The following is a 24973-nucleotide window of genomic DNA, read 5'->3' as shown; positions in this document are numbered from 1 at the left end:
CGGTAGCAAGCCGTGCCGATGCCGCCATGCCTGCCGAGCGACCTACCCAATCGGGGTGAGTCACCGCACGATCGGGCTCGAGCGTCGCCTGATCGCGAGAATCGCCGCCTGCGTGCGGCTCTCGAGGCCGAGTTTGCCGAGCATGATGGATACGTAGTTCTTCACGGTCTTCTCCGCGAGTCCGGTGCGGAGCGCCATCTGTCGGTTGCTCAGCCCATCGCCCAGCAACGTGAGGAGACGCTCCTCGGTCGCCGTCAGTCCGGCTGATGGTGCCGCAGGAGGGTCCCCAGCGCGGATCCGTTCCAGAACCCGCGGCATGAGTGCGGGATCCAGCATCGACTGGCCCGACGCAACCCTCCGAACGGCATCCACGAGAGCGACCGCGCCGATCTGCTTGAGCAGATATCCGTTCGCTCCGGCGAGGATCGCGGCGAAGAGCTGCTCCTCGTCGTCGTACGACGTGAGCACCACGGTCGCGACCGTCGGCACCCGGGTGGTCACCTGCCGGCACACCTCGATCCCGGCTCCGTCGAGCAGCCGGCCGTCGAGCAGCGCCACGTCGGGCCGCAGGGCCACGATCCGGTCGACGGCCCCGACTGCAGAGCCGGACTCACCCACCACCCTGATATCCCCGTCGGCCTCGATCACGTCGCGTATCCCTCGACGCACGAGCTCATGGTCGTCGAGGAGATAGACCGTGATCGGTCGTCGGGACTGCGGGTGGCGCGCTGTGGCCGGCTCGGACATGAGGTCACCGTAGGACCACGATGAGGCTGCGATCGACGGGTCGTCGGGGCATCGGTCGCGGGGGTACTGGTCATCTGACCAAGGTCACGGCATCCAGGGGTCCGACTGCCATGGTGCTGCGGCCGTCGCCGCCCCACGGTCGGAGTGTCAGGCCCGTGGTGCGTCGGCTCCTGGGAGCGGCATGGACACCTCGACACCGAGATCCGTGCTCGCCGTACGCGTCGGGTGCGACGCCCACCGAGTGTGGCGATCCCGATCGAGCAGCGGAGGCGAAGATGTTGGTACGAGAAGCGATGACGCCGCACCCGATCACCGCGACGCTCCGCATGAGCGTTCGGGAGGCACTGCGTCAGCTCGGCGACCACAGGATCTCCGCGATGCCCGTCGTGGATGGCGACGGCCGGTTGCGCGGCATCGTGAGCGAGCTCGATCTGCTCAGGAGCGCGGTGGGCGGCGCGCCCGGTGAGCACGACCGGCCGGCCGCGTCCGAGGTCGTCGTTCCGCCGACCGTGGAGAGCGTCTACACGCGCGCGACCGTCACGATCGCGCCCGACGACGAGGTCGCGGTCGCCGTCGAGCTGATGACCGAACTCGGTGCGAAGAGCCTGCCGGTCGTCGACCGGGGCGATCAGGTCGTCGGCATGGTCAGCCGCAGCGACGTCGTCAGGGCTCTGGCGCGCCACGACGCCGCGATCGCAACGGACATCCACCAGAAGCTCGCGTCGGTCGGCTACGACGACTGGCTGGTGCAGATCGACAACGGCATCGTGACCATCGGTGGGCCCACCGACATCGGACAGGAGTCCTTGGCCCGGGTCGTTGCCCGCACCGTGGCCGGTGTGGTCGACGTCCGTGTCGAGCGAGCGTGAGCCGAGTCCCCGGTGTCGGGGACGGCCTCGATCGGCCACCGACGACGGCCGCGGCTCGGGGCGCGCCGGTGACGGACGCCGCTCACGGACGACACGGGATCAGGTGCGGTCGACGATCAGCACCGGACACCGTGTGTGCTGTAGCACCGCACGCGTGATCCCCCCGAGAGCTCCACGCATGACGTGACCGTCCCCGCGGCGGCTCAGCACGAGCAGTGACGAGGCCTGGCTGGCCGCAACCAGGGCGTCGACGGGTCGTGCCCAGCACACGTCGGTGGTGAGGTCGACCGACTCGCGATCGGTCAGCGTGGCGAGGTCCAGCTCGACCCGAGTGGTCGCCTCGCGCACCCACTCCTCCCGGTCCCGTCCGAGACCGATCGCGTCCTGGTAGGCCTCCGCGATCCAGACCGCGTGCAACACGGTGAGTGGACGGCCGGCCATCCGCGCATATCCCGCCGCTGTCTCCACCTGCTCGAGCGTCTCCAGCGGACGATCGACCCCCACCGTCACCGGAAGTTCCACGGTGGGATCGGACCGCCACGCGCTGGGTACGACGGCCACGGGTCGGTCCGCCCGGGCGGCGACTCGGGTCGAGATCGACATCGTCAGGAGCCGATCCACCTTGCTCGCGTCACGACGCTCGAGGACGATCAGGTCAGCGTCGGAGGCACGCTCCACGATGGTGGCCGATACCGGGCCCGTCAGGAGCTGGGTGGAGACCGGCAGTCGGTCCACCAGCCTTCCTCGCAGCCGAGCCGACACGTCGCTGAGCACCCGCCGACCGACCGCGGTCAGGGATCGGTCGATGGCCTGGATCCGCTCCTCCCGCGCGGAGACGACCAGCGAGTGGACGACGTGGAGCAGCTCCACCCCGGTCTCCCGACGCTGGGCCTCGGCCACCGCGAAGTCGAGCGTGCCGTCACCTGCACCGTCGGGGCCCACGGCCACGAGGACACCGCACCGGATGTCGCCCATCACGTTCTCCCTCGGTCGGGTCCGGGCATGGGGACGCCCCGGACTTGGTCGACCCAACGTCGTACCCGCCGCCGACGGAAACCAGGGTCGTTCGTCCCTGCCTCCCGGGGACCCGAGTACCGGAGCTCCGCAGTCGCGGCTCTGGCCCGCGGCCGGGACCAAGTTCCCTCACATCGCGGGACGCAGGACCACGGCCCGAGGCGGCAGCGGCGGCGACAGTGGAGCCAACACGATCCCGGGAGGCACACCATGACCAGCATCGAATCCGCATCGGCAGTCCGCGCCGCGGTCGTCTACGAGTCCATGTTCGGATGCACCGAGGAGATCGCGCGATCGGTCGCACGCGGTCTCGAGGACGCCGGTGCCACCGTCACCCTGCGCAATGTCGGTGAGGCGTCGGCCGAGGAGATCCCCCCGTTCGACCTCCTCGTCGTGGGGGCGCCGACGCACGCGTTCTCCCTGAGTCGCCCCTCGACCCGGCACGACGCCGTTCGCCAGGGCGCACGTCCCGCGGCAGAGCTCGTCGGACTGCGTGACTGGATCGCAGCCCTGGGCCGGCGGCAACCAGCCGACGGTCGACCCTTCGCCGCGTTCGACACGAGGGTGAGCAGGGTGCGTCATCTTCCCAAGGCCGCCGCGACCAGGGCCGCGCACCTCCTCGCTCGCCAGGGCTATCGCTCGATCGCCCACCCGATGGCCTTCGTGGTCGATGACCTGCGGGGCCCGGTGGCCGAGGGCGAGCCCGAGCGCGCCCGCCGGTGGGCACAGGGGATCTGCCGTGCCGTCGCCGTTCCGAAGGCCGCGGCCGGATGAGTGACAGCAGCGGCTCCTGGTCGTCGGAGCGGGGCATCGCCGCCGTCCTCGTCCACGGGCTGCGACCTCGTGCCCCCAAGCCGTCCGGGACGGACGAGTCGCGGACCTCGCCGATGGCCACCTCCTGTCCGGGACCTTCTCCCCTGTGCCCGGATCGCTGGGGAACGCACGCTCATGTCGACGAGTCGCAGCCATCACCGATCCTGCCGACCACCCGATGACAGGTCGATCGGCCACCGATGCCGGAGGTTCACCATGTCCACGCCTTCGAGGACGAACCATGGGGAGGGCGCGTCCAGCGATCCCGGGAGCCGGATCGTCGAGTTTGCGCTGCGAGCACCGAGCGTGCACAACACGCAGCCGTGGTCCTGGCACGTCGGGGACCACCGGCTCGACCTGTACGCCGACCGGACCCGCCAGCTCCCCGTCTCCGACGCGGACGGGCGCAACCTCGTGATCAGCTGCGGCGCCGCGCTGCACTACGCGATCGCCGGCGCGTCCAGTCTGGGCTGGGCCGCCGCGACCGAGCACCTGCCCGGTCCGGACGACGATCATCTCGCCGCCCTCTGCTTCACCCCCCACCCGCCGACGCGGGAGGCCGTCGCCCGTGCCGAGCTCCTGCGGACCCGCCGGACCGACCGTCGTCGCTTCATCGGCTGGCCGGTGCCCACGATCCTGCTGCACAGGCTGGCCTGCACCACCCGCTACGGGACGGCGTCGGCCGTTCCGGTGACGAGCCTCGTCGAGCGGCTCCGCGTCGAGCTCCTGGTCAGTCGCGCGATGTTCGCCGAGGACGCCGACCAACGGTTCGTGAGCGAGCAGCAGCACTGGGTCGACGGTGTTCGTCGCGCCACGGAGGGCATTCCTTCCGAGAACGCCACCCCGGGGGCCGTCGATCGTCTTCGCCCCACCCGGCCGTCTCGGTTCGAGGACCGCGGAGACCGTGCGACGGACGACGACAGCGCCACGGCGATACCGCCGTCGTCCGACGGTCTCATCGTCATCGTGACCCGCGACGACGACCCCGCATCCTGGCTCGACGCCGGCGACGTGCTGTGTCGGTTGTGGGTCGCCGCCATGGAACACGGACTGTCGCTCGTGCCGGTGAGTCAGCCGATCGAGGTGCCGGAGACGCGCGACAGCCTCAGATTCGACATCCTGCACGGCGAAGCTCACCCCGTGCTCCTCGCCCGCCTCGGCTGGCAGGTGCTCTCGCGCAGCGCACTCCCACCGACGCCCAGACGGCCCCTCGACGAGGTGCTCGGGACCTGATCCGGCACTCGGTCCCGGTCGGCCGATGACGTTCGCCCCTGTGCGCGGACCGGCGCCCGGACGAGCATGGATGCGCGAACCAGTACGGTCCACCCGACGAAGGTCGTGATCTCATGACCGCCACTCCGACACGGCCGGCCGAGCCATACCTGGGTCGACCGACTCGCCCCCGGAAGGCGCGGACGACCGGTCGGGCGCTCGGCATCGTGACGACAGCGGCGCTCCTGGTCGTCGGCGCACTCCCGGTGCTGGCCGGAGCCGGCGTGGCCGGTGTCTCCACGGCCCTGCGCGGCGACGACGGTCGGTACCCGAGCGCACCGACGCACTGGTCGAGTCCGGGGTACGCCGTGCGCTCAGAGCCGGTGCGCATGCACGGCCCGGTCATGACCGACCTGCCGCGCCGCTTGCTGGGCGCCGTTGAGATCACGGTCCTGGGTCGGCGAGACAAGGCCGTCTTCGTCGGCCTCGCGCGCTCGTCAGACGTCGACCGAGCCGAGGAGGAATCATGACGCCGGCGGCCGGAACGCGCACGACCGTGGCTGCCGAGCGGGCCGGGCCCGACGTGAGCTCCGCGCCCATCGCCGTCGCCGTCCCCCATGACGGCGTCGAGAGCGCGCTGCGATACGCGGCGCGGGCGGCGCTCCTGCGCGGCCGTCCACTCCTGGTCGTCGGACCGGCGACGACTGGTCGCGGCGACGCCGTCCCCGGGTTCCTCCGCCATGCAGCCGAGGTCGCCGAGGTGCTTGCCGGCCCCGGGGTGCCCGTCGACATCAGGCTCACACCTGACGAGCGCGTGGAGACCGCGCTGGCCGCCTGCCGGGACGCCCATCAGGTGGTGGTCCACCGATCGAACGAACTGCATCTCCTGCAGTCACTGTCGTACGGACCTATCGGCACGAAGGCACTCACGGAGGTCGTCTGCGTGCCGCCCGGTTGGTCGCCACGCCGTGACGACGCCCGCCCGGTGGTCGTCGCCATCGGCACGCCCTTCCACGCCGCCGACCTCGTGAAGCCCGCCCTCGAACACGCGCGGATCCAGGCGACCTCCCTGAGCGTGGTCCACGGCTGGAGCCTGCCCGCGCACCTGGGGCCCGAAGAGGACGGCGTCCTGGGCACTCTGTGGGCGGCCGAGCTCGAGAAGCGGCTGCGGCACCAGGTGTGTGCCCTCCACGACGGCGTGGAGTTCGAGGTCGTCGTGCGCCGGGGCGTGGGGGCCGACGTCGTTCTCGAGGCCGCCGAGCACGCGCAGCTGCTCGTCCTCGGGCGCAACACCGTATCCGCCGACCACCTGTGCCATCTGGGGAGGATCGCCCGGGCCGCCGTCCGCGAGAGCCCGTGCCCGGTCGTGCTTCTCCCCGCGCCGGAGGCGTCCATCGAGGCCACCGCCTGACGGCGCCGACGATCAGGGCAGGGATGCCGGCTCGGGCACGATCGCCACGGTGCTGCGAGAACGCTCGACGACGGCCGTGGCGATCGAGCCGCTGAGCACTCGGTCCAGGCTCGTCATCGGGTGTCGCCCCACCACGACCAGGTCCCAGGCCTCGCCTCGAGGGGCGAGTGCCTCGTCCACCAGGCCGTGCCGGAGGCCCAGGGTGACCGCGACGTCCGGGAACTGCTCGGCGAGGCCCGCCACGGACTCCGCCAGGAGCGCACGCTCCTCGACGAGCGCGGGGACCTCCGTCGGCTCACCGCGGGCCTCCCGATACGCCGCCACCGCCACCACGGCGTCCCAGTAGCAGTGGACGACGCTGAGCGGAAGCCGGTGCAGCGCCGCGAACCGATAGCCGAACTCGACGACCCGGCGCGACTCCGGCGTGCCATCGGCCCCCACGAGCACGCCCTGTCGCGTGTCCGCCGCCCCCGGTGGTCGGCAGACGACGACCGGGCACGCCGCATGGGCGCTGACGGCGGCACTGACCGACCCGAGCAACATGCTCCGGATCGCCCCGCGGCCCCGGGACCCCAGGACGAGCAGTCCGGCATCGTCCGACAGGTCGAGCAGGATCCGGCGAGGGTCGCCGTGCTCGGGCAGCTGCGTGACCGGGACCTGGGGCGCGACGTCGCGTGCCGCTGCGGCCGCCCGCTCGATGATCGGGAGCGCGTCCACGGCCGCGGCCACCAGGACGAGCGGACGTCGCTCCAGGCATGCGTGTCGCGCGGCCCAACGCACTGCCCGGTCGGCGTGCCCGGATCCGTCGACGGCGACGACGACGCTGCCGTGCTCGATCGAGTGGCCCATGGACCCAGCGTGGTCGATCTCCAGGCACGTCGCCCACGGGCGGAGGTCCGTGCCGCATCGGGACCAACGACCCCACGAAGGACGAGCCGCCTCACCCGGCCGTTGGCAGACGATCGCCACCTGGGCCGTGCCGGACGACCTCACCGAGCAACTCCAGCTCAGCGATGCAGTCCGCGAGACTCGCGGCGCGGCCAGTCACGGCGAGGTGGGTCACTCCGGTGCCCGCGAGATCCGAGGCGATGGAGCCGAGCTTCTCCGCACGCTCCGGCGCCGAGCCGGAGAGCAGCGGTGTGAAGCAGACGTCGAAGTGCGGGTCACGGCCGCGCTCGACGCGGCCCGCGGCGATGGCGTCGATCGCCTCCGGAAGGGACGCGGCGTCGAGGCTGGGGGTGTCGGTCACCTTCGCCCGCTCGGCCGGCTGCTCGAACGGGAGCCAGCCGTCAGCGAGGTCACGGACCCGACGTCGGGCGGCGGCCCCGTTCCCCCCGACCCACACCGGCGGTCCCTCCGGCTGCCACGGCCGCGGCAGCATCCGGTTGCCCGGCGCCGGGAAGGGGCCGTCCTCGTCACGGACCACGTCGCCGCTCCAGGGGCGGCGCAGCGTGCCGAGGACGGCGTCGAGGGTTGCTCCTCGCGCCTCGTACGAGGCGCCGAGTGCGTCCATCTCGGCGCGCTGGTACCCCGCGCCGATGCCGACGATGAGCCGTCCTCGTGACAGCACGTCGAGCGACATGGCCGAGTTCGCGGCCAGGTAGGGGTTCCGATACGGGGCCACCAGCACCAACGTCAGCAACCGGATGCGCTCGGTCGCCGCCGCCATGAAGGACAGCGCGACGAACGGGTCGAAGGCCTGGTGACCGCCATGGCTCAGCCATCGGTCGCCAGGGAACGGATGGTCGGTGGCCGACACCGCGGAGAAGCCCACCTCCTCGGCGGCCACGGCGATCTCCGCCAAGGACCCGTCGCCGGCCCAGGTCTGCCAGTTGCCGACGGCATGCATCGGGAACTGGAAGGTGAACCTCATGCCTCGACCAGCTCCGCCGTGCCGTCGACGGAGACGGAGCGGCTCTCGAAGAGCCAGCCGTTCTCGGTCGGCACCAGGACGTCGCGGTAGGTGCCCCAATGGTCGACGGCATCGGCCGCACACACCAGGAAGTAGGCCGACGACCTCACGAGACCGGGCCCGACCTCGTCGAACCGGAGGCTGGCGAGGAAGTGCCTGACGACAGGTCGCTCGGCACCGCCGCGCGTCCAGCGTGACGGGCCGGCCGAGGCCTGCAGGTGACGCACGATCTCCTCCCGGCCACGCGCGACGAAGTGGCCGGGCACGTCGAGGACGCCGAGCGGCGTGAAGCACGCCGCGAGCTCGTCGAGGCGCCCCTTGTCGCCCGACCGGTTGTACCGCGCGTAGACGTCGCGGACCGACTCCCGGGCGACCAGCTCGTCGATGTTCACAGGGCGACCTCGCTCTCCCGGGGTACCTCGACGCCGGTCTCCGCGCCGAGGCAGGTGACGATCGTGTGCTCGTCGGTCGGGTGGTGCAGCTCGAACTGCCAGTACTTGGCCGCCTTGGTGAAGAGGTGGACGTCGGACTCGAGCATGAACCCCAGGCCGGCGTGGACCTCGTGAGCAGCGTGCACCATGGACTGCGCCGTCCGGCTCGCCTGGCGCCGCAGCAGGGCGACCTCCAGCTCCGCGTCGCCCCCGGCGTCGAGGACGCGTGCGGCTTCCCGCGCGTACGCCGACGTCAGGTGCACGTCGATGGCGATGTCGGTGCAGAGGTACTGCACGGCCTGGAACCGGCCGATCGGTCCCCCGAACTGGTGCCGCTGCCCGGCGAAGGTGACGGTCGCGTCGAGCAGGCGGAGCCCCGCGCCGTAGACCTGCGCCGCGAGCATGACGTCGGCGCGCCTGCCCGAGACGGCCCACGCACGCGCCGCAGCCTCGCCACGGGCGAGCACGTCCTCGGGACGCACCTCCACGCGGTCGCACCGGATCGCGAACAGGGGCCGCTCCCCCAGGTTGGGCATCAACTCGACCTCGACGTCACCAGCATCGACGCGCACGACCACGGGCCGGTCGCCCTCGAGCGCACCGACCAGGAGTACGTCGGCTCGGGCGGCATGAGGCACCGCCATCGCTCGACCCTCCAGCCGGCCCGACTCGAGTCGCATCGGGGCTTCCCCCCACCGCTCGTCGAGAGGCACGGCGACGATCCACTCCTCGCCGTCGCCGATGCGTTCCGCGAGGTCCGCCGCAGCTGGAGAGTCGATCCGCAGGGCGAGGTCGCGGGCCCGGGCCAGGGCCGGCAGCGGGCTCGGCGCGAGCGCCCTCCCCATCTCCACGAAGACACCCGCAGCACTCGCGAGTCCTGCGCCGTCCGAGCTTCCCGGCGCACCGTGGAGCTGCAGCCAGCCGAGCTCGACCAGCTGTCGATGGCGGTCCCGTTCGTCGACCGCCCCCTCGCGGTCGACGAGCGGCGAGTCCTTCGCGAAGACCGACCGAGCGACCTGCGCCAGGGCCTCGAAGTCCTCACCCCACGTCAGTTCCACGGTTCCCCCTCACCGCGGCAGCCCGAGGCCGCGAGTTGCCAGCACCATGCGCTTCACCTGGGGTGTCCCGCCGGCGTGATTCGCGAACGACTGTCGGTACCAGGCCTCGGGCCGACCACCGAGCAGGGCATCCGGTGCGCCGGCGGTCAGCTGACTGCGCGGACCGAGGACCCGGTCGTAGATCTGCGCGAACAGCGGCTCGTACTCCTTGGCCAGCACCTGCTGGATCCCACCGTCGTACGTCGGCCGGCGGCCGGCCATCCCGTCGCCCACGACCTCACGGGCGAGAAGTCGCTGGGCGTGGACCATGGCGGCGAGCTCGGCGAGGTCGGCCTCGATGCCCGGGGCCTCCAGTCGTCCCGGCACCGAGCGGCAGTAGGACACGAGCTCCGCGAGCCGCCGCGCCTGCGACGCGTAGATCGGCTCGACGGTCCCCGAGGCGTAGAACGCGCGCATGATGTAGTCCCAGCCGCGACCGACCTCCCCGATCAGTGCCTCGGCAGGCACCCGGACGGCGTCGAGGTACGTGCTGGACTGAACGCCGCCGCCGAAGTTCCGCATCGGGTGGAGTGTCACGCCCGGGCTGGAGAGATCGACGACGAAGATGCTGATCCCGCCGCGCGTACCCTCGGCAGTGCGGGCGGCGACATAGAGAACGTCGGACATCGGCCCCCACGACGTGTACGCCTTCTGGCCGGTGATCACCCACTCGTCTCCTTCGCGCACTGCTCGCGTCCGGAGGGAGCCGAGGTCGGAGCCGGCCTCGGGCTCGGTGAGGCCCTCTGCCCAGATGGTCTCCATCCGGGCGATCCGCGGAAGCAGCTCACGCTTCTGCTCCTCGCTGCCGCCCGCGAGGAGGGTCCCCGCGGCCAGGAACCAGCCGACCGAGTTCACCATCGGCGCGTCCGCGGCGTAGAGCTCCTCCAGCAGCACCTGGTTCTCGGCGGCCGACCGGCCGCCCCCGCCGTACTCCACGGGCCAGGTCAGACCGATCCAACCGCGAGCCGCGCACTTGCGACTGAACTCGACGGCGTAGGCCCACTGCTCCGGGCCGTCGTCGAACTCGGTGTTGAACGCCCGGTCGGGCGGGAGCTCGGCCTCGAGGAAGTCACGCACCTCCTGCCGCCAGGCCGAGAGCATCTCGGCGTCGGGCTGTTTCGGCTGCGTCATCGACGGTATGAACCTCTCCTGATGCGGCGAATCGGCAGCACTCTAGCCAGCGTCGCTCGACCGGTCAATGCAGCGATGTCCATTGACAAAGCATTGCTTTCTCGTTAGAAACCACCGCATCAAACCGCTGGATTTCAGCGCCGATCATGCGTTCCGCGATGCTTCGCCGCGGCGTACTCAGCAGGAGGCACCATGCCCCGACCACGTCCACACACCGGCCGCACCCGACCCTCCCGCCCGATGCTGCTCGTCGCCGTCAGCATGGTCGCGTTGGCGATCTCCGCGTGCGGCGGCGAGAGCGACGCCGGCGAGGGTGCCGACGGTTCGACGAAGGTGACGGTCGGCTGGCCCGGCGCGTACGAGGTCTGGGGTTCGGCGATCGTCGCCGACGGCATGGGCGTCTTCGAGGACGAAGGGCTGGACGTCGAGTTCACGACGATCGACTCCAGCAACGCCGTTGCGCTCATGGAGTCCGGCGACATCGACGTGTTCGTCTCCTCTGTCACCGCGAACATCTTCAACGCCATCAGCAGCGGCGCCGAGCTGAAGTGGGTGGCGCCGGCGTTCCTCCCGAACCCCGAGTCCGAGGAGGGCGTCTGGGTGCGGGACGAGTTCCTGAACCCGGACGGGAGCGTGAACGCCGACAAGCTCAAGGGCACGGCCCTGGGTCTGGGAAGCGGCGGGCTGGGCGCGTCCAATGCCGTGCTCGTCGTCCCGTGGCTGCAGGAGCTGGGTCTCGAGCCCACCGACTTCGAGTACCCGACCTACACGGGACCCGACATCCTCGTCGCACTGGAGAACGAGGCCGTCAGCGCAGGTTGGCTCACCGACCCGTACTGGGCGTCCGCGAGCGAGAGCGGCATCGGGAGCCTGCAGGTCGGCTTCGCGCCCGATCAGTCCATCGCGGGCTACCTGCTCTCCGGCGAGCTCCTCGACGACCGTCGCGAGACCGGGGAGGCCTTCGTGCGAGCCCTGGCGCGCACCAACGAGGAGTACCTCACCGACGACTACCACAGCAACGACGAGGTGGTGAAGGTGCTGGCCGACGCGATCGGCGTCAAGCCCGATCAGATCGCCTCCGGCAGCGGATACACGTTCCCCGCCGACCTCGCGTTCGACCACACCGTGGTCGAGACGCTGCAGGAGGTGTGGCTCCAGGTGGGCGGGATCCTCGAGTACGACGAGCCGATCCCGGTCGACGACGTCATCGACGCCACCCTGACGGAAACGTCGTGAGCGTGCGGACGTTCCTCGTCGAGGGTGCACACGGTCCGATCGAGCCGGCGGAGGGACGTCGCCTCGCGCTCGAGCTTCGCGAGCAGTTGCGTGACGCGCGCGAGCGCGGCGTCCTGACGGGGGCCTGGGCACGCGCAGGAGGCGGGCGGCTCCTGGTGATGGAGGCGCTCGACGGCGATGCCGTCGACGCCGAGCTCGCGGCCATGTCCGCACACCACACTCAGACGTGGACGGTCACCGAGCTCTTCGACCTCGCCGCCGCCCTCGACAGCTTCCTCGCCGATGATCTCCAAGGTTCGGGGGCCGACGGACGATGACGACCACATCGCAGGAGTCGGGGAACGAGCAGAGCACCGAGGGCCACCTCTCGTTCCGCCCCGGGCCCGGTGATCGGCAACCGGCGGCGTACGCACGGCGGCGGCGCAGCTTCGAGGTCGCGATCGCGTTCGTCGCGCCCATCAGCTTCTTCGCGCTCTGGCAGATCGCCTCCACGAGCGGCTGGCTCGACGAGCGCTTCTTCCCCGCGCCGACGACCGTGTGGTCGACCGCCGTCGAGCTGGTCCGGACCGGCGAGCTCCAGGAGTCGCTCGCCATCTCGACGAGACGCGCACTGATCGGACTGGCGTTCGGCGTGGTCAGCGGGTGTGCCATGGGCATCCTCCTGGGCCTGTCGCCGCTCTGGCGCGCCGCGCTCGAGCCGTTCCTCTCGGCCTGCTACACCGTGCCGAAGCTGGCGCTCCTGCCGCTGCTGCTGCTGATCTTCGGCATCGGCGAGGCTCCCAAGATCGTGCTCATCGCCATCACGGTCTTCTTCTTCGTCTGGATCGCCACCATGGAGGCCGTGATGTCCATGCCCGAGAGCTACCGCGAGGCCGGGCGCTCCCTGGGCGCGGGTCCGTGGCAGGCCATGCGCCACATCGTGATCCCCGCGATCCTGCCCCAGATCTTCGTCTCGATCCGCCTCTCGGCGGGCGTGTCGATCCTGGTCATCGTCGGCGCCGAGTTCGTGCAGGGTGGGGACGGCATCGGCTACCTCATCTGGCACTCCTGGTCGCTCCTCCGGGCGGAGGCGATGTACGTCGGGATCGTGGCCGTCGCCCTGCTCGGCTTCGTGCTGGGCGAGGTCGTCAAGTGGGTCGGCCGGTTGCTGATGCCCTGGGCTCCCCGCGATGCCGGAAGGGCGGTGATGTGATGCGTTCCGGGAACGCTGTCGAGGCCCGTGCTGTCGAGCGCGTCTTCCACTCGCGCAAGCGTGACATCCATGCGCTCGGCCCGGTCGACCTCGACGTCCGCGACGGGGAGTTCGTCTGCGTCGTCGGCCCCTCCGGCTGCGGCAAGTCGACGCTGCTCCGGATGATCGCCGGCCTCGTCACGCCCAGCGCCGGCGAGCTGCGCGTACGCGTCAAGGACGGTCGCCCCGACGCCGCCATGGTGTTCCAGGACTACAGCATCTTCCCGTGGAAGACCGTCCTCGCGAACATCCGCCTGGGCCTCGACCTCGCCAAGGTCGAGCGTCGCGAGGCGGATCGGCTGGCACGGTCCTGGGCGGCGAAGACGGGACTCTCCGACTTCCTGGACGCCTACCCCGCCTCCCTGTCCGGTGGCATGCGACAGCGGGTCGCGATCGCCCGTGCCCTCGCTCCGAACCCGCAGATCCTGTTGATGGACGAGCCGTTCGCAGCACTCGACGCCCAGCTCCGCCAGGTGCTCCAGGACGAGCTGCTCGAGGTGTGGCAGGCCGATGGCCGCCGTACGGTGGTGCTCGTGACGCACAGCCTGGAGGAGGCCGCGCTCCTGGGCGACCGCATCCTCGTCATGTCCAACCGGCCGGGACGGCTCCTGGCCGACCAGGAGGTGCCCTTCGAACGGCCACGGCGGCCCGAGCTCCGCGCGACTCCGGAGTTCGTGGCGTTCCGCGAGCAGCTGTGGCACTTGCTCCGTGATGAGGTCCGCAGCGCCTGACCTCCCGCCCCGGCGTCCTCGGTGACCGCCTGGTGCCCGTCCGCGACGGGCACCAGGCGGTCGCGCCGTCGGCGTCGCCGCTACCGGCGCTGCGCGATCTGGTTGACCAGCGCGGCACCGGCCAGGTAGCGCTCCAGGTTGCCCGCGAACAGGTCGAAGACGTTGCGCCAGTGCTCGTCCGGTGCGGCCGCGCTGTGCGGTGACACCCACAGGTTCGGAGCATCCCAGAGGGGTGAGCCCGGCTGGAGCGGCTCCTGCTTCACCACGTCCAGCGCGGCGCCCCGCAGGTGCCCGTCCTCGAGCGCCGCCACGAGGTCGTCCTCGTTGACCGCGCTGCCGCGGCCGACGTTGATGAACACGCCTCCCGCGGGCATCGTCGCGAACACCTTCGCGTCGAACAGGTCCCGGGTCTGCTCGCTCTCGGGCACCGCGGCGACGACGACGTCGGCGCCCGACACGGCCGACAGCAGGTCGTCGGGCCCGAAGAGCCGGTCCACGTCGGGATCGAGGTCCCCGGTCCGGGCGCTCTGCCGGACCGCGTGCACCTGCATTCCCAGTGCTCGCGACAGCACCGCCACCCGGCGGCCGATCGCCCCCAGGCCCACCACGGTGATCGAGCGACCGGCCAGCTGGCGACCGTACGTCGGTTGCCACGTCCGGTCGCGCTGAAGGGCGTCGATCTCCGGGAGCCGCTTGAAGAGCTGGAGCATCCGCGCCAGCACGAACTCCGCGATGGCGACCGAGTTGACGCCCGCGGCACTGGTGAGACGGACGGTCTCGTCGGGCAGGCCCGCGGACTCGAGCTGGCTGATGCCGGCGCCGACACCCTGGACCCAGCGCAGCCGCGGGGCCAGGTCGCGGACGTCGAAGGGCAGGTCCTGGGCGAGGATGACCTCGGCCCGCCCGAGCACCTCGCGCTGCGCGGCGGTCAGCGGTGCGGCCTCGCGCCGCAGGTCGGCGGCCGGATCCTGACCGCGGCGCAAGCGCAGCTCGTCGGGATCGGAGTAGCGCTCGTCGACCACCTCGATGCGCGGGCTGATCGCCTTCAGTCGCGCCACATCGGCCGCGAGAGCCTCCGCCGGGCGGTGGTCCCACGACGCCGGAAACATGATCGCCACGGTGACAAGATCATTGGACACAGGTCGAGCTCCTTCACGATCGATCCACGGAGGTTCCCGTCGCGACCAGCACGCGGGGTGGAGCAGCGGTCAGCCGGCCGGCACCCGGTCCGGCGACTGCGGCGCCGATGACGCCGATGACGACACCGGCGCATCACCGATCTGCGCCGCCAGGAGCCGCCGGCGAACCTGCTGGGTCGAGGCGGTGCGAGGGATCTCGTCGACCACCACGAGCCGCCGAGGATGCTTGAAGGTCGCGAGGCGGTCCGAGCAGCACCGCCGGACGAACTCCAGTCCCGGGGTCCGGCTGCCCGGGGCGCCCACCACGACCGCGCAGATGATCTCGCCCCAGTCCGGGTCCGGCAGGCCGATGACCGCGACGTCGCGGATGCCGGGGACCGTCGCCAGCACCGCCTCCACCTCGACCGGGGACACCGAATGGCCTCCCGATCGGATGACCTCCTTGGCGCGGCCGACGATGTAGACGTACCCCTGGTCGTCGATCTCGGCCAGGTCGCCGGTCCGGAACCAGCCGTCGGCGGTGAACTGCGGGTCGTCGGCGGTCACCGGTTCGAGGACGCAGGGCCCCTGGAGCTGCAGCTCGCCGTCGCCGCCGGTGCGGAGCCGGATCCCTTGCATCGGGAGCCCGCACGAGCCCACCCGCTCGGTCAGCGCCTCACCCTGCAGACAGGTGACGGCGCCACCCTCCGTCGATCCGTAGAAGACCCGGACCCGTGCCTGGGGAACGAGCTCCTGGATGGCTTCGATCAGGCTCAGCGGCGTGGCCGAGGTGCCCGTGTCGGCGAAGCGGATCGACGACAGGTCGGGGAGCGGGCCACCCACGGCTCGAGCCTCGGCGACATGGTCGAGGATCCGCCGCCAGATCGCGGGGATGCAGTAGATGCGCTCGGCCCGGTAGGCCGCCACGACCCGGCAGATGGCGTCGGCCCGGAAGGTCTCGGGATAGATGACGGCCGCGCGAGCCTGCCACTGCTGGAGGGTGGTCGCCCAGCCGGCCACGTGGAACAGCGGGAACGGGCACACGGCCGAGCCACGGTCCTCCGGCTGGGCGCCCGGGTGGCTGCGCAACGACAACACCCGCTGGCCGAGCGCGATGCCCTTGGGCTCGCCGGTGCTGCCGCTCGTGAAGAACATGACCTGGGTCAGGCCCTCGTGGAGCTCGCTGTCGTCGATCGGGTCGACCGGGCCGAGCTCGATCGCGTGCTCGACAAGGTGCGCCGCGCCGTGGGTGTCCAGGCTCAGCGCCGCGTCGAACGTGGCGTGCAGGCGGCTGACCTCCACGTCCGACAGGGCGGGATCGATCGGGACGAAGACCGCACCGATCTTGGCGGTGGCCGCGAAGAGCGCGACGGTGGCCAGGCTGAGGTCGGCCCGGAGGCTCACGTGGTCCCCGACGCCGACTCCCTTCTCGAGCAGGCGGTGCGCGACCTGGTCAGAGATCAGGTCCAGCTCACCGAAGGTCCAGGACCGGTCGCCGATGGCGAGAGCCATGCGATCGGGGACCGTACGTGCGGCGTTGGTGAAGATGTCGCCGACGAGAAGCCTCATGCTGTCGTGTCTCGCTCTCAACGCTCAGCGAAGTGTCGGATGCCGGCGAGGCAGAACGCGACGACATGCTGCCGCTCGGCCCGGGACGGGGTCGTCTCATAGGTCAGGTGATGGCGCATGACCGCCGTGACGAGGCCGTAGATCGCCGTGGAGTGGAGCTCGGCCAGGGACTTGTCGGTCGGCTGCGGCGACATCGCGGCCACCGGCTCGTGCAGGAGGCTCACCAGACGGTGGACGGACTCCTGCTGCTGCGCGGCGTACGTGCGGTCCAGTCGCCCCTGGTCGACGAAGAACGGCCGGGTGCGGTGCGCCGCCGCAGGCGCGATCACCTGAGCGAGCATGCCGTCGATCCACGCCTTCACCTTCTCCTCCGCCGTCGGGGCCTTGGCCAGCCTCGACGTGAGGTACTCCGCAAGCTGACGGCGGCCGTCGTCCAACAGCAGGACGAGCAGCTCGTCCTTGGAGTCGAAGTGTCGGTAGAAGATCGGGGTCGAGATGCCTGCTTCGCTCAGGATGGCGCGGAGGGACGGGTCCGTGGAGTCGGTGGCCTCGATGACCTTGTAGGCCGCCTCCACGATGTTCGCCACCTCGTCCGTGTAGCGCTCCCGCCGCTCGTTCAGCCCGCTCTCGACCTTCTCGGAGAGCAGCGACTTGGCCACTCGAGGTTCCTTCGCCATGCCGGCATCGTACGCGAAATGTCGCATTTGAAAACACTGCTTCCAAGATTCGAGTCACTGTATTAGGGTGGCGCTCTCCAGAGGAGGGGTGGTGTGGGATGCGGCGTGAGGTCGTCTTGACCGGCATCGGTGGTCAGGGGATCCAGTTGTCGGCACAGCTGATGGCTCGCAGTGCTTTGGCTTCGGGTCTGTTCGTGCAGGTGTTCGGCAGCTACGGAGGGATGATGCGCGGGGGCAACACGGAGGCGACGGTGGTCGTGTCCGATGAGCCCGTGGTCGCTCCGCCCACGGTCGAGCGGGCGTGGTCGGGCATCGTGATGCATCACGACTACTCCGAAGCCACGCTGGCGCGGCTGCGACCCGACTCGTTCGTGGTGGTGGACTCGACGGTGTTCGAGGGCGAGCTTCCCCAGGACCTTCGCCGGGTGAGCCGGGTGCCGGCCACCGCGTTGGCGATCGAGGTCGGGCGCAAGCAGGTGGCGTGCACGGTGCTCCTGGGTGCGTTCGCCGCGATCACCGAGCTGGTGCCGTTGGAGTCGCTGGTCGGGGCGCTCCCCGCTGCCCTCCCGGCCTACCGTGGCAAGCTGACCGAGCTCAACCGGGAGGCGCTCGAGGTCGGCTTCCGGGCCGGGTCGGACATCGCCCGCCGAGATGCCGTCGACGGCGCGTCCCGAGTGGCGGTGCCGTGACGATGGCGACCATTCGTTCTACGGGCACGGTCGTCATCGATGTCGACGCGTGCAAGGGCTGCGATCTGTGTGTCGCGGCATGTCCGGTCGACGTGCTCGTGATGACCACCGACGAGGTCAATGTCCGTGGGTATCCGTACCCGCAGCTCCTTCCGGGCTGCGTGGGATGCAAGGCCTGCTCGCAGATCTGCCCTGACTTCGTCTTCCAGGTCTACCGGTTCGAGACGCCGGTCGAGCACGAGGTGAGTGATCCACCGCCGGAGTCGTCGTTGGAGTCGTCGGAAGGAGTGCAGTGAGCGTGGCGCAGGTGGCATCGAGTGGGTCGTCGGCGAGCGAGTCGGCGGCCGAGCCGGAGTTCCTGGAGGGTTCGGAGGCCATCGCGCGGGCGATGATCAGCGCCGGGTGTCGGTTCTTCGCCGGTTACCCGATGACGCCGTTCACCGAGGTCCTCGAGGCCATGGCCAAGCACCTGCCGGCGCAGGGTGGGAGCTGCGTGAACGCCGAGAGCGAGCTCGAGGCGGTCGGGATGGCGTGGGGCGCCGCGGCGACCGGTACGCCGGCGGCGACCGGGTCGACCGGGCAGGGCCTGTCCCTGATGCAGGAGTCGCTCGCGGAGATCACCTACGCACGGCTCCCGCTGGTCGTGCTCAACATGGCGCGCGCCCAGGGCGACTACTTCCAGGCCACGCGCGGTGGTGGACACGGCGACTACCGGCACATCGTGCTGGCCCCCAAGGACGTCACCGAGGCGGTGTACCTGGTCCAGGAGGCATTCCACCTGGCGGCGATCTGGCGCAACCCGGTCCTGGTGATGGGTGACTACTACATCGCGCACACCTGGCAGTCGGTCTCGACCGCGCGCATCGACTTCGGGCCGGAGCCCGATCGGAGCTGGGCGCTGGACGGGGCGACGGGCGGGACCGGCAAGGCCAAGCTGATCTCCCCCATCGCCGACACCAAGCGCGGCGACGACGTCGGCTACGACCTCGCCGAGTTCTACGGCCGGCGTGGCGCCGAGCTCGACGTGATGGGCCGCGAGGTCCAGCCGCGCGCCGAGACCGGGTTCCTCGAGGGTGCCGACCTGGTGGTCGTCGCCTATGGCACGGTGGCGCAGTACGTCCGCGAGGCGGTCGCCAACCTGCGCGCCGACGGGGCGAAGGTCGGCTACATCCGACCGATCACCCTCTACCCCTTCCCCACCGAGGTGCTGCGCAACGCCGCGAGCAGCGCGAAGGCGTTCGCCGTCTACGAGAACAACCGCGGCCAGATGATCGAGGACGTGATGCTGTCGGTCATGGAGAGAGCCGACGTCCGCTTCATCGGGGGCCTCAGCGTCGACTCCTCCGGATTCGGCATCGCACCCGACCTGGACGTCACCTCGGTCCGCGCCCGGATCCAGACGACCCTCGAGGAGATCTCGTGACCACCCGCTCCCTCCCCATCATCGAGTCGACCAGCGCCCCGACCCAGGCCGCCAAGCTGGTCGACGACTTCACCCCGGGACTCATCAACCAAGGAGCACACCACCTCTGTCCGGGCTGCGGCGAGCCGATCGCGATGCGCCTCATCATGGAGGCCGTCGAGGAACTCGAGCTCGCCCAGAAGACGATCGCGATCTTCGGCATCGGCTGCTATACCGCCTACTCCAACAACCTCGACGTCGAGGTCCTCCAAGCCCTCCACGGCCGCGCACCATCGCTCGCGACCGGAGTCAAGCGCTCCCTGCCCGACTCCCTGGTCCTCACCGTCCAGGGGGACGGCGACATGGTCAACGAAGGTCTCCAAGAGGTCCTGCACACCATGGCACGAGGCGAATCCGTCACCTGCTTCCTCCTCAACAACGGCGTCTTCGGCGAGACCGGAGGGCACATGACCGCAGCCACCGTCCTCGGGCAACGCACGAAGAACTCCCTCGAGGGCCGCACGGCCCAAGAGCACGGCTACCCCATCGTCATCAGCGACCTGATCGCCCGCCTCGACGGCGCCGCGTACGTCGCCCGCGGCGCGGTCAACACCCACACGAACGTCGCCCGCACCAAGAAGATGGTCAAGGAGGCACTCGCCGTCCAAACCGCCGGACTAGGTGGCTCGTTCGTCGAGATCCTCACCATGTGCCCCACCGGCTGGTTCGTCGACACCCTTGACGCACCCGACTACCTCAACGACAACATCGAGCCCATCCACCGATTCGGCGTCGTGCTCGACCGCAGCGACGACTCCCGCCACCACGGTGCGGGCCGATGAGCAAGGTCACCTACGAGGTCGTCGACCGCGTCGCACGCCTGACGCTCAATCGGCCCGAGGTCCACAACGCCCAGGACCCGGAGCTGCTCGTCGAGCTCGACCGGGCCTGGACCCGTGCCGCCCAGGACGACGACGTCGTCGTGATCCTCGTGCGCGCCAACGGCCGGCACTTCTCGGCCGGCCACGACATCGACTCACCCGCCGACAAGTACCTCATCGAGGGCAAGGGCCAGGTCGAGACCGGCTACCGCTGGGAGCAGGAGCACTACCTCGGCTTCAGCCGACGCTGGCGCGACGTCCACAAGCCCTCCATCGCGGCCGTCCAGGGAGCCTGCATCGCCGGCGCGCTGAACGTGATCTGGCCCTGCGACCTCATCGTGGCCGCCGAAGACGCCTACTTCAGCGACCCCGTCGTGCTCTTCGGCATCTGCGGCGTCGAGTACCACGCCCACACCTGGGAGCTCGGCGCCCGCAAGGCCAAGGAGATGCTCTTCACCGGCCGCCGCATCAGTGCCCACGAAGCCCACGACGCCGGCATGGTCAACCACGTGGTCCCCACCGAGGATCTCGACGCCCGCAGCATGGAGCTCGCCACTACGATCGCGGCCATGGACCCCTGGGCCCTCGCCCAGGCCAAGCGAGCCGTCAACCAGACCCTCGACGTCTCCGGCCAGTACGCCGCGCTCCAGGCCGGATTCGACATCCACTGGACCGGACACGCCAACGCCCTGCTTCGCACCGGTCAGCCGCTCCTCGGCGGCGTGCAGGACGTCAAGGAGCACGACCAAGCTCGACAGGAATCCTGAAAATCTGTGTACTCTGTCACAGAAACGTAGATACTGCAATCAAAATTAGTGTTTTCAGATTGAAAGGAAAGGTCATGGAGAAGGCCCTGGGAAACGTGGGTAGCAACCTGCTGTTCGAGAACGATCGTGTGGCCGTGTGGGACATGCGGCTTGCTCCCGGCCAGAAGGAGCCGATCCACGAGCACAAGCGTGACTACCTGATGATTCAGATCCACGGTGACCGCGTGGCCGCGGACTTCGAACCGGAGTGCCAGGGCGCGTGGGCCGAGTACGCCGGCCAGCGACTCGAGGCGGACGTGATCCCGGGCAACGTCCTCTACTCCGAGCGCGGGGGCGTCGAGGCGGCCGTGAACACCGGCGAGAAGGAGTTCTACGAGATCATCGTGGAGCTCAAGGACTGAGCCGTAGCCGGTCGAGCCTGTGAGGCGGGCCCGGAGGAGCGAGTGTCGCTCCCCCGGGCCCGTTCTCGTGGTGCGGGCGAGCAACGCCGGTTCGCCGGCACCTGACCGGCGGCCCGATACGACACCGCAGTCAGAGCTCGTCCGGACGTGCGCGCGGGCGGCTGCGCGCGCCATGGCCGTCCGGGGATCCGGCGAGCCGCAGGGCAGCGGCTGCCGGCAGCCTGACGCCGCGGCCGTGGCCTAGGCCGACAGGTAGGAGGAGACGACGTCCTCGGAGCCGAGTACGTCGGCCGAGGAGCCGCGCAGGACGACCTCGCCCGCCCTCAGCACGATCGCGTCGGAACAGATGCGGGTGGCCACCTGGAGGTTCTGCTCGACCACGACGAGCGAGGTGCGTGCGGAGACCGTGATCAGGGCCTCCGCCACGGTCTCGGTCATCAGCGGCGAGAGGCCGAGGGACGGCTCGTCGACCATCATCACGTTGGGCGCGCCGAGGAGCCCGCGCCCGACGGCGACCATCTGGGCCTCGCCGCCGGACAGGGCGTAGCCCGAGCGCCGGCGAAGCGGCCGCAGCGGCGGGAAGAGGTCGTACACGTCGTCGATCGCATACTCGGCCGACCTGCTCCCGCGGGCGATCAGGCCCATCAGGAGGTTCTCGTGAACGCTGAGGCTCGGGAAGACCCGACGACCTTCGGGCACGTGGATCAGCCCGGCTCGGGTGACGCGTTCGGCCGGGAGCCTGGTGATGTCCTCGCCGGCGAGGTGCACCTGGCCGGTGGAGGGAACCAGCCGGCTGAGCGCCGACAGCACCGAGCTCTTGCCGGCCCCGTTGGCGCCGAGCAACGCGAGCGACCCCGCCTCGGCCAGCTCGAAGGACACTCCCCGCACGGCGTGCGTGCTGCCGTAGTGGACCTCGAGCGAGTCAACTCTCAGCATCGACGGGTCCTCCCAGGTAGGCGCGGATCACGGCAGGGTCGGCGAGCACCTCGCCGGGGGGACCGTCGGCGACGACGGTCCCGGTGTCGAGGACCGTCACCCGATGGCACAGGCTGGTGATGAGCCCCATCTTGTGGTCGACCAGCACCATCGGGAGGTCGCGGTTGATCGTGCGCAGCAGCCCACCCAGGTGCTCGGTCTCGCTGTCGTTGAGGCCGGCGCTCGGCTCGTCGAGCAGCACGAGCCGGGGTTGGGCGACCATGGCGCGGGCGAGGTCGACGAGGCGGCGCTGGCCGTAGCTCAGGGACTCGGCCGGCGCGGCGGCGACGTCGGCCAGCCCCAACATCTCCAGGGTCTCCATCGCCTCGCGGCACCGGGACCGCTCCAGCCGCCACATCGCACGGCGCCGGAACCAGGCCCCGGCGACGCCGACGAGGCCCTGCTCGTGACTGCCCACCACGACGTTCTCGAGCGCGCTGAGCTCGGGGTAGGTCTGGGGGACCTGGAACACGCGCGCGATGCCGTTGCGCCGGGCGGCCGCCGGGCTGCCCAGTGGCATCGGCCGGCCGTCGATGCGGACCTTGCCGGACGCCGCGACGACACCGCACAAGGCGTTGAGCAGCGTGCTCTTGCCGCTGCCGTTCGGCCCGATCAGGCCGAGCAGCTCCCCCTCGTCGAGGTGCGCGTCGACGCCGTCGACGGCCCGGACTCCGCCGTAGTGGACGCTGACGCCCTCAGCCCGCAACATCCGTACTCCTTCGACCCCGTCGCAGCCGACGGGAGAGGTAGCGCCAGACCCGCTCCACCCCGCCGGCGATCCCGCTGGGAGCTGCCACGATGCAGATCAGCAGGAGTGCGCCGTAGACGACCTCGGAGTACTGCTCGAGGCCGGTCAGGGTGGTGGGGAGGAACACATAGACACCGGCGCCGATCACCGGGCCCCAGATCGACCCGGTGCCGCCGAGCATGACCATCAGGAGGATCCCGATGGCCAGGTCCGGCCCGTAGCTGGTCAGGGCGACGGAACCCTGCCAGTGAGCGAGGATCGCGCCGGACAGCCCACCCAGGGCCGAGCCGAGGGCGAGGAACATGATCGGGGTGGTCCGGACCGATACGCCCGAGAGCGCGGAGACCAGCGGGTTGGTCCGTGCGGCGAGCGCGGTACGACGCGCCGGCGACCGTTCAATCAGCGCGGCGGCGACCATGCAGACGGTCAGCACGGCGAGGATCAGCCAGAACACGTCCTGATCGGAGAGGAACACCCGATCCCCGATCGTCGGTGGCGCCAGCCCGAACTGGGTGCCGTGCTGGCCGCCGATCCAGTCGTTGTTCTGAACGTAGACCGACCCGAGCTGGACGAAGGCGAACGTGCCCAGCGCGAAGTAGAACTCGCCGCAGCCCCGGAGGACCCACCCGAGCGCGGCGCCGAGTGCCGCCGTCGTCGCGACCGCGACGACGACCCCCCAGAGGAACGACCGCTCGCCGCCCTGGGTCACAGCCGCGGAGACGAAGCCTCCGAGGCCCATCAGGAATGCCTGGGAGAAGGCGAACTTCCCACCCAGGCAGAACATCCAGTAGAAGCCCAGCGCGGCGATGGAGTAGAGCAGCCACACGTTGACCTGGTAGGCGTCCGAGCGACTGGTCGCCATGGCGGGCAGCGCGAACGCGGCGACGACGGCCATCAACAGGACGAGGCTCACGCGGCGCCGGCGGTAGTGCTCGACCTCCACCGGCGCGGTGGCGGCCGTGGGACGCAGCCGGGCGGGGAACGCGATCCGGGAACTCACAGTCTCGACCTCTCCATCGAGAACAGGCCGCTCGGGCGCACCGCCAGCACCGCCAGGAGGAGCACAGCGCCCAGGACGCTGGAGTAGCCCACCAGGAAGTAGCCGCCGACCAGCGCCTGCAGCAGGCCGATCACGAACGATGCGATCACGACGCCACGCAGACTGCCGAAGCCACCGAGGATCGCCGCCGCGAAGGCGGTGATCATCAGGTTGAAGCCGAAGGTGAGGTCCACGGCGCCGATGGGAGCGATCAGCAGACCGCCCAATCCGGCCAGGACGGCCGAGGCGACGAAGCTGATGCGCGCGGCCGCGCGCACGCGCACGCCCATCAGCCGGGTGGTCGTCGGATCGTCGGCGAGCGCGCGGAGCTGACGACCGAACGAGGTGCGGGTGAACAGCAGTCCCACCAGGCAGACCGCGATCCCGGAGACCACCACGATGAGGATCCGGTGGCCCGCGATGGGCGCGCCGCCGATATGGACGACCGCGTCGCCGACCGGACTCGGCAGCGCTCGCGGCGTCGAGCCCTGCCAGATGCCGATGACCCCACGCAGGATGATCGCCGCTGCGAGCGTCCCCATCACCGCCACGAGCGCGGGTTGGTTGCGCAGGGGCTCGTAGGCCAGGGCCTCCAGCACCAGCCCGACGACGGCCATCAGGGCCAGCGTGACCAGGAACGACGGGATCGTCGGCAGGCCCAGATCGACGGTCGTCCAGATGCCCACGTAGGCACCGAGCGTCACCAGGTCGCCGTTGGCGAAGTTGACGATTCCGGTGGCGTTGTAGAGCACCAGGAAGCCGAGGGCCACCAGCGTCAGCACGGCGCCGTACGCGATGCCGCTGGCGGTGAGGGCGATGAACTTGTCCACCGCCCTCACCCCGCCACGGGTTCGCCGGACGCGAACCTCGAC

At 70.5% G+C, this 24973-nt stretch carries 29 protein-coding genes; 15 read left to right on the top strand and 14 right to left on the bottom strand.

Going from position 1 to position 24973, the window contains the following annotated elements; genetic code table 11:
* Positions 1-60: 60 nt before the first annotated feature.
* Complete coding sequence (locus tag FHU40_RS17660) at positions 61-747, bottom strand: response regulator (protein WP_183593528.1); 687 nt, start codon at positions 745-747, stop codon at positions 61-63.
* A 293-nt stretch (positions 748-1040) separates the two neighbouring features.
* Here FHU40_RS17660 and FHU40_RS17655 point away from each other — a divergent pair, with 293 nt between their 5' ends.
* Positions 1041-1616 (top strand): CBS domain-containing protein, encoded by a 576-nt coding sequence (locus tag FHU40_RS17655; protein ID WP_183593527.1) that lies wholly within the window; start codon positions 1041-1043, stop codon positions 1614-1616.
* 99 nt (positions 1617-1715) lie between these two features.
* On the opposite strand, the gene FHU40_RS17650 is transcribed toward FHU40_RS17655, so the two are convergent.
* Positions 1716-2591, bottom strand: a complete 876-nt coding sequence (locus FHU40_RS17650) for a universal stress protein (RefSeq protein WP_183593526.1) — start codon at positions 2589-2591, stop codon at positions 1716-1718.
* A 249-nt stretch (positions 2592-2840) separates the two neighbouring features.
* Here FHU40_RS17650 and FHU40_RS17645 point away from each other — a divergent pair, with 249 nt between their 5' ends.
* From FHU40_RS17645 to FHU40_RS17630, 4 genes are all read left to right on the top strand, one after another.
* Positions 2841-3404, top strand: a complete 564-nt coding sequence (locus tag FHU40_RS17645; protein WP_183593525.1) for a flavodoxin family protein — start codon at positions 2841-2843, stop codon at positions 3402-3404.
* A gap of 174 nt (positions 3405-3578) precedes the next feature.
* The gene (locus tag FHU40_RS17640; protein ID WP_425490181.1) at positions 3579-4676 is read left to right on the top strand and encodes an Acg family FMN-binding oxidoreductase; all 1098 of its coding nucleotides are present in this window, start codon (positions 3579-3581) and stop codon (positions 4674-4676) included.
* Between the two features lie 206 nt (positions 4677-4882).
* Complete coding sequence (locus tag FHU40_RS17635) at positions 4883-5185, top strand: hypothetical protein (RefSeq protein ID WP_183593523.1); 303 nt, start codon at positions 4883-4885, stop codon at positions 5183-5185.
* Positions 5182-6066, top strand: a complete 885-nt coding sequence (locus tag FHU40_RS17630; RefSeq protein ID WP_183593522.1) for a universal stress protein — start codon at positions 5182-5184, stop codon at positions 6064-6066. The genes FHU40_RS17635 and FHU40_RS17630 overlap by 4 nt, the downstream gene beginning before the upstream one ends.
* A gap of 12 nt (positions 6067-6078) precedes the next feature.
* Here the strand turns inward: FHU40_RS17630 and FHU40_RS17625 are convergent, their stop codons facing one another.
* The 5 genes from FHU40_RS17625 to FHU40_RS17605 all read right to left on the bottom strand — a co-directional run bounded on the left by FHU40_RS17625 (position 6079) and on the right by FHU40_RS17605 (position 10637).
* A complete protein-coding gene (locus FHU40_RS17625) occupies positions 6079-6915 on the bottom strand; it encodes a universal stress protein (RefSeq protein WP_183593521.1) in 837 nt (278 codons plus the stop codon).
* A 91-nt stretch (positions 6916-7006) separates the two neighbouring features.
* The gene (locus tag FHU40_RS17620; protein WP_183593520.1) at positions 7007-7939 is read right to left on the bottom strand and encodes a TIGR03619 family F420-dependent LLM class oxidoreductase; all 933 of its coding nucleotides are present in this window, start codon (positions 7937-7939) and stop codon (positions 7007-7009) included.
* Positions 7936-8370 carry a nuclear transport factor 2 family protein gene (locus tag FHU40_RS17615; protein ID WP_183593519.1) on the bottom strand — a complete coding sequence of 145 codons (435 nt, stop codon included), beginning with the start codon at positions 8368-8370 and terminating at the stop codon, positions 7936-7938. Before FHU40_RS17615 ends, FHU40_RS17620 begins: the two co-directional genes overlap by 4 nt.
* Complete coding sequence (locus FHU40_RS17610) at positions 8367-9467, bottom strand: acyl-CoA dehydrogenase family protein (protein ID WP_183593518.1); 1101 nt, start codon at positions 9465-9467, stop codon at positions 8367-8369. Before FHU40_RS17610 ends, FHU40_RS17615 begins: the two co-directional genes overlap by 4 nt.
* A 9-nt stretch (positions 9468-9476) precedes the next feature.
* Positions 9477-10637, bottom strand: a complete 1161-nt coding sequence (locus FHU40_RS17605) for an acyl-CoA dehydrogenase family protein (protein WP_183593517.1) — start codon at positions 10635-10637, stop codon at positions 9477-9479.
* Positions 10638-10829: 192 nt separating this feature from the next.
* Between FHU40_RS17605 and FHU40_RS17600 the strand changes: the two genes are divergently transcribed.
* Genes FHU40_RS17600 through FHU40_RS17585 form a run of 4 tightly spaced genes read left to right on the top strand, consistent with a single transcriptional unit; the run spans position 10830 to position 13835 of the window.
* Complete coding sequence (locus FHU40_RS17600) at positions 10830-11873, top strand: ABC transporter substrate-binding protein (RefSeq protein WP_183593516.1); 1044 nt, start codon at positions 10830-10832, stop codon at positions 11871-11873.
* Complete coding sequence (locus FHU40_RS17595; RefSeq protein WP_183593515.1) at positions 11870-12190, top strand: hypothetical protein; 321 nt, start codon at positions 11870-11872, stop codon at positions 12188-12190. The genes FHU40_RS17600 and FHU40_RS17595 overlap by 4 nt, the downstream gene beginning before the upstream one ends.
* Positions 12187-13065 (top strand): ABC transporter permease, encoded by an 879-nt coding sequence (locus FHU40_RS17590; protein WP_183593514.1) that lies wholly within the window; start codon positions 12187-12189, stop codon positions 13063-13065. Before FHU40_RS17595 ends, FHU40_RS17590 begins: the two co-directional genes overlap by 4 nt.
* Entirely contained in the window at positions 13065-13835 is a 771-nt protein-coding gene (locus tag FHU40_RS17585) for an ABC transporter ATP-binding protein (protein ID WP_183593513.1), read from the top strand. The genes FHU40_RS17590 and FHU40_RS17585 overlap by 1 nt, the downstream gene beginning before the upstream one ends.
* A gap of 80 nt (positions 13836-13915) precedes the next feature.
* Here FHU40_RS17585 and FHU40_RS29600 read toward each other — a convergent pair whose 3' ends face one another.
* The 3 genes from FHU40_RS29600 to FHU40_RS17570 form a co-directional block, all read right to left on the bottom strand.
* On the bottom strand, positions 13916-14974 hold the full coding sequence (locus tag FHU40_RS29600) for an NAD(P)-dependent oxidoreductase (RefSeq protein ID WP_183593512.1): 1059 nt from the start codon (positions 14972-14974) through the stop codon (positions 13916-13918).
* A gap of 69 nt (positions 14975-15043) precedes the next feature.
* Positions 15044-16522, bottom strand: a complete 1479-nt coding sequence (locus tag FHU40_RS17575; protein WP_183593511.1) for a class I adenylate-forming enzyme family protein — start codon at positions 16520-16522, stop codon at positions 15044-15046.
* A 17-nt stretch (positions 16523-16539) separates the two neighbouring features.
* On the bottom strand, positions 16540-17199 hold the full coding sequence (locus FHU40_RS17570; RefSeq protein WP_183593510.1) for a TetR/AcrR family transcriptional regulator: 660 nt from the start codon (positions 17197-17199) through the stop codon (positions 16540-16542).
* A gap of 98 nt (positions 17200-17297) precedes the next feature.
* Here FHU40_RS17570 and FHU40_RS17565 point away from each other — a divergent pair, with 98 nt between their 5' ends.
* From FHU40_RS17565 to FHU40_RS17540, 6 genes are all read left to right on the top strand, one after another.
* Positions 17298-17888, top strand: a complete 591-nt coding sequence (locus FHU40_RS17565) for a 2-oxoacid:ferredoxin oxidoreductase subunit gamma family protein (RefSeq protein ID WP_215524749.1) — start codon at positions 17298-17300, stop codon at positions 17886-17888.
* 2 nt (positions 17889-17890) lie between these two features.
* A complete protein-coding gene (locus FHU40_RS17560; protein ID WP_183593883.1) occupies positions 17891-18184 on the top strand; it encodes a 4Fe-4S dicluster domain-containing protein in 294 nt (97 codons plus the stop codon).
* A 2-nt stretch (positions 18185-18186) separates the two neighbouring features.
* The gene (locus FHU40_RS17555; RefSeq protein ID WP_215524750.1) at positions 18187-19311 is read left to right on the top strand and encodes a thiamine pyrophosphate-binding protein; all 1125 of its coding nucleotides are present in this window, start codon (positions 18187-18189) and stop codon (positions 19309-19311) included.
* Positions 19308-20132, top strand: coding sequence for a thiamine pyrophosphate-dependent enzyme (locus FHU40_RS17550; protein WP_221199885.1), 825 nt, complete (start codon positions 19308-19310; stop codon positions 20130-20132). The genes FHU40_RS17555 and FHU40_RS17550 overlap by 4 nt, the downstream gene beginning before the upstream one ends.
* The gene (locus FHU40_RS17545) at positions 20129-20938 is read left to right on the top strand and encodes an enoyl-CoA hydratase (RefSeq protein ID WP_183593508.1); all 810 of its coding nucleotides are present in this window, start codon (positions 20129-20131) and stop codon (positions 20936-20938) included. Before FHU40_RS17550 ends, FHU40_RS17545 begins: the two co-directional genes overlap by 4 nt.
* A gap of 74 nt (positions 20939-21012) precedes the next feature.
* Positions 21013-21339, top strand: a complete 327-nt coding sequence (locus FHU40_RS17540; protein WP_183593507.1) for a cupin domain-containing protein — start codon at positions 21013-21015, stop codon at positions 21337-21339.
* 240 nt (positions 21340-21579) lie between these two features.
* On the opposite strand, the gene FHU40_RS17535 is transcribed toward FHU40_RS17540, so the two are convergent.
* Genes FHU40_RS17535 through FHU40_RS17520 form a run of 4 tightly spaced genes read right to left on the bottom strand, consistent with a single transcriptional unit; the run spans position 21580 to position 24931 of the window.
* Complete coding sequence (locus FHU40_RS17535) at positions 21580-22275, bottom strand: ABC transporter ATP-binding protein (protein WP_183593506.1); 696 nt, start codon at positions 22273-22275, stop codon at positions 21580-21582.
* A complete protein-coding gene (locus FHU40_RS17530; protein WP_183593880.1) occupies positions 22262-23023 on the bottom strand; it encodes an ABC transporter ATP-binding protein in 762 nt (253 codons plus the stop codon). Before FHU40_RS17530 ends, FHU40_RS17535 begins: the two co-directional genes overlap by 14 nt.
* Entirely contained in the window at positions 23010-24062 is a 1053-nt protein-coding gene (locus tag FHU40_RS17525; RefSeq protein WP_183593505.1) for a branched-chain amino acid ABC transporter permease, read from the bottom strand. Before FHU40_RS17525 ends, FHU40_RS17530 begins: the two co-directional genes overlap by 14 nt.
* Positions 24059-24931, bottom strand: coding sequence for a branched-chain amino acid ABC transporter permease (locus tag FHU40_RS17520; RefSeq protein WP_183593504.1), 873 nt, complete (start codon positions 24929-24931; stop codon positions 24059-24061). The genes FHU40_RS17525 and FHU40_RS17520 overlap by 4 nt, the downstream gene beginning before the upstream one ends.
* Positions 24932-24973 lie beyond the last annotated feature (42 nt).

The sequence above is a fragment of the Nocardioides soli genome, from assembly GCF_014191495.1.
GTDB classification, from domain to species: Bacteria; Actinomycetota; Actinomycetes; order Propionibacteriales; family Nocardioidaceae; genus Nocardioides; species Nocardioides soli.
The sequence above is the reverse complement of the archived record's forward strand: the minus strand, read 5'-3'. Positions and strand labels throughout refer to the sequence as shown.

Excerpts from the sequence above, each read along its gene's own strand:
- FHU40_RS17530 (WP_183593880.1), bottom strand. The coding sequence starts at position 23,023 with ATGTTGCGGGCTGAGGGCGTCAGCGTCCACTACGGCGGAGTCCGGGCC.
- FHU40_RS17640 (WP_425490181.1), top strand. The coding sequence starts at position 3,579 with ATGTCGACGAGTCGCAGCCATCACCGATCCTGCCGACCACCCGATGAC.
- FHU40_RS17585 (WP_183593513.1), top strand. The coding sequence starts at position 13,065 with ATGCGTTCCGGGAACGCTGTCGAGGCCCGTGCTGTCGAGCGCGTCTTC.
- FHU40_RS17600 (WP_183593516.1), top strand. The coding sequence starts at position 10,830 with ATGCCCCGACCACGTCCACACACCGGCCGCACCCGACCCTCCCGCCCG.
- FHU40_RS17605 (WP_183593517.1), bottom strand. The coding sequence starts at position 10,637 with ATGACGCAGCCGAAACAGCCCGACGCCGAGATGCTCTCGGCCTGGCGG.
- FHU40_RS17645 (WP_183593525.1), top strand. The coding sequence starts at position 2,841 with ATGACCAGCATCGAATCCGCATCGGCAGTCCGCGCCGCGGTCGTCTAC.
- FHU40_RS17545 (WP_183593508.1), top strand. The coding sequence starts at position 20,129 with ATGAGCAAGGTCACCTACGAGGTCGTCGACCGCGTCGCACGCCTGACG.
- FHU40_RS17625 (WP_183593521.1), bottom strand. The coding sequence starts at position 6,915 with ATGGGCCACTCGATCGAGCACGGCAGCGTCGTCGTCGCCGTCGACGGA.
- FHU40_RS17630 (WP_183593522.1), top strand. The coding sequence starts at position 5,182 with ATGACGCCGGCGGCCGGAACGCGCACGACCGTGGCTGCCGAGCGGGCC.
- FHU40_RS17540 (WP_183593507.1), top strand. The coding sequence starts at position 21,013 with ATGGAGAAGGCCCTGGGAAACGTGGGTAGCAACCTGCTGTTCGAGAAC.
- FHU40_RS17535 (WP_183593506.1), bottom strand. The coding sequence starts at position 22,275 with ATGCTGAGAGTTGACTCGCTCGAGGTCCACTACGGCAGCACGCACGCC.
- FHU40_RS17575 (WP_183593511.1), bottom strand. The coding sequence starts at position 16,522 with ATGAGGCTTCTCGTCGGCGACATCTTCACCAACGCCGCACGTACGGTC.
- FHU40_RS17650 (WP_183593526.1), bottom strand. The coding sequence starts at position 2,591 with ATGGGCGACATCCGGTGCGGTGTCCTCGTGGCCGTGGGCCCCGACGGT.
- FHU40_RS17570 (WP_183593510.1), bottom strand. The coding sequence starts at position 17,199 with ATGGCGAAGGAACCTCGAGTGGCCAAGTCGCTGCTCTCCGAGAAGGTC.
- FHU40_RS17560 (WP_183593883.1), top strand. The coding sequence starts at position 17,891 with ATGGCGACCATTCGTTCTACGGGCACGGTCGTCATCGATGTCGACGCG.
- FHU40_RS17660 (WP_183593528.1), bottom strand. The coding sequence starts at position 747 with ATGTCCGAGCCGGCCACAGCGCGCCACCCGCAGTCCCGACGACCGATC.
- FHU40_RS17590 (WP_183593514.1), top strand. The coding sequence starts at position 12,187 with ATGACGACCACATCGCAGGAGTCGGGGAACGAGCAGAGCACCGAGGGC.
- FHU40_RS17565 (WP_215524749.1), top strand. The coding sequence starts at position 17,298 with ATGCGGCGTGAGGTCGTCTTGACCGGCATCGGTGGTCAGGGGATCCAG.
- FHU40_RS17620 (WP_183593520.1), bottom strand. The coding sequence starts at position 7,939 with ATGAGGTTCACCTTCCAGTTCCCGATGCATGCCGTCGGCAACTGGCAG.
- FHU40_RS17655 (WP_183593527.1), top strand. The coding sequence starts at position 1,041 with ATGACGCCGCACCCGATCACCGCGACGCTCCGCATGAGCGTTCGGGAG.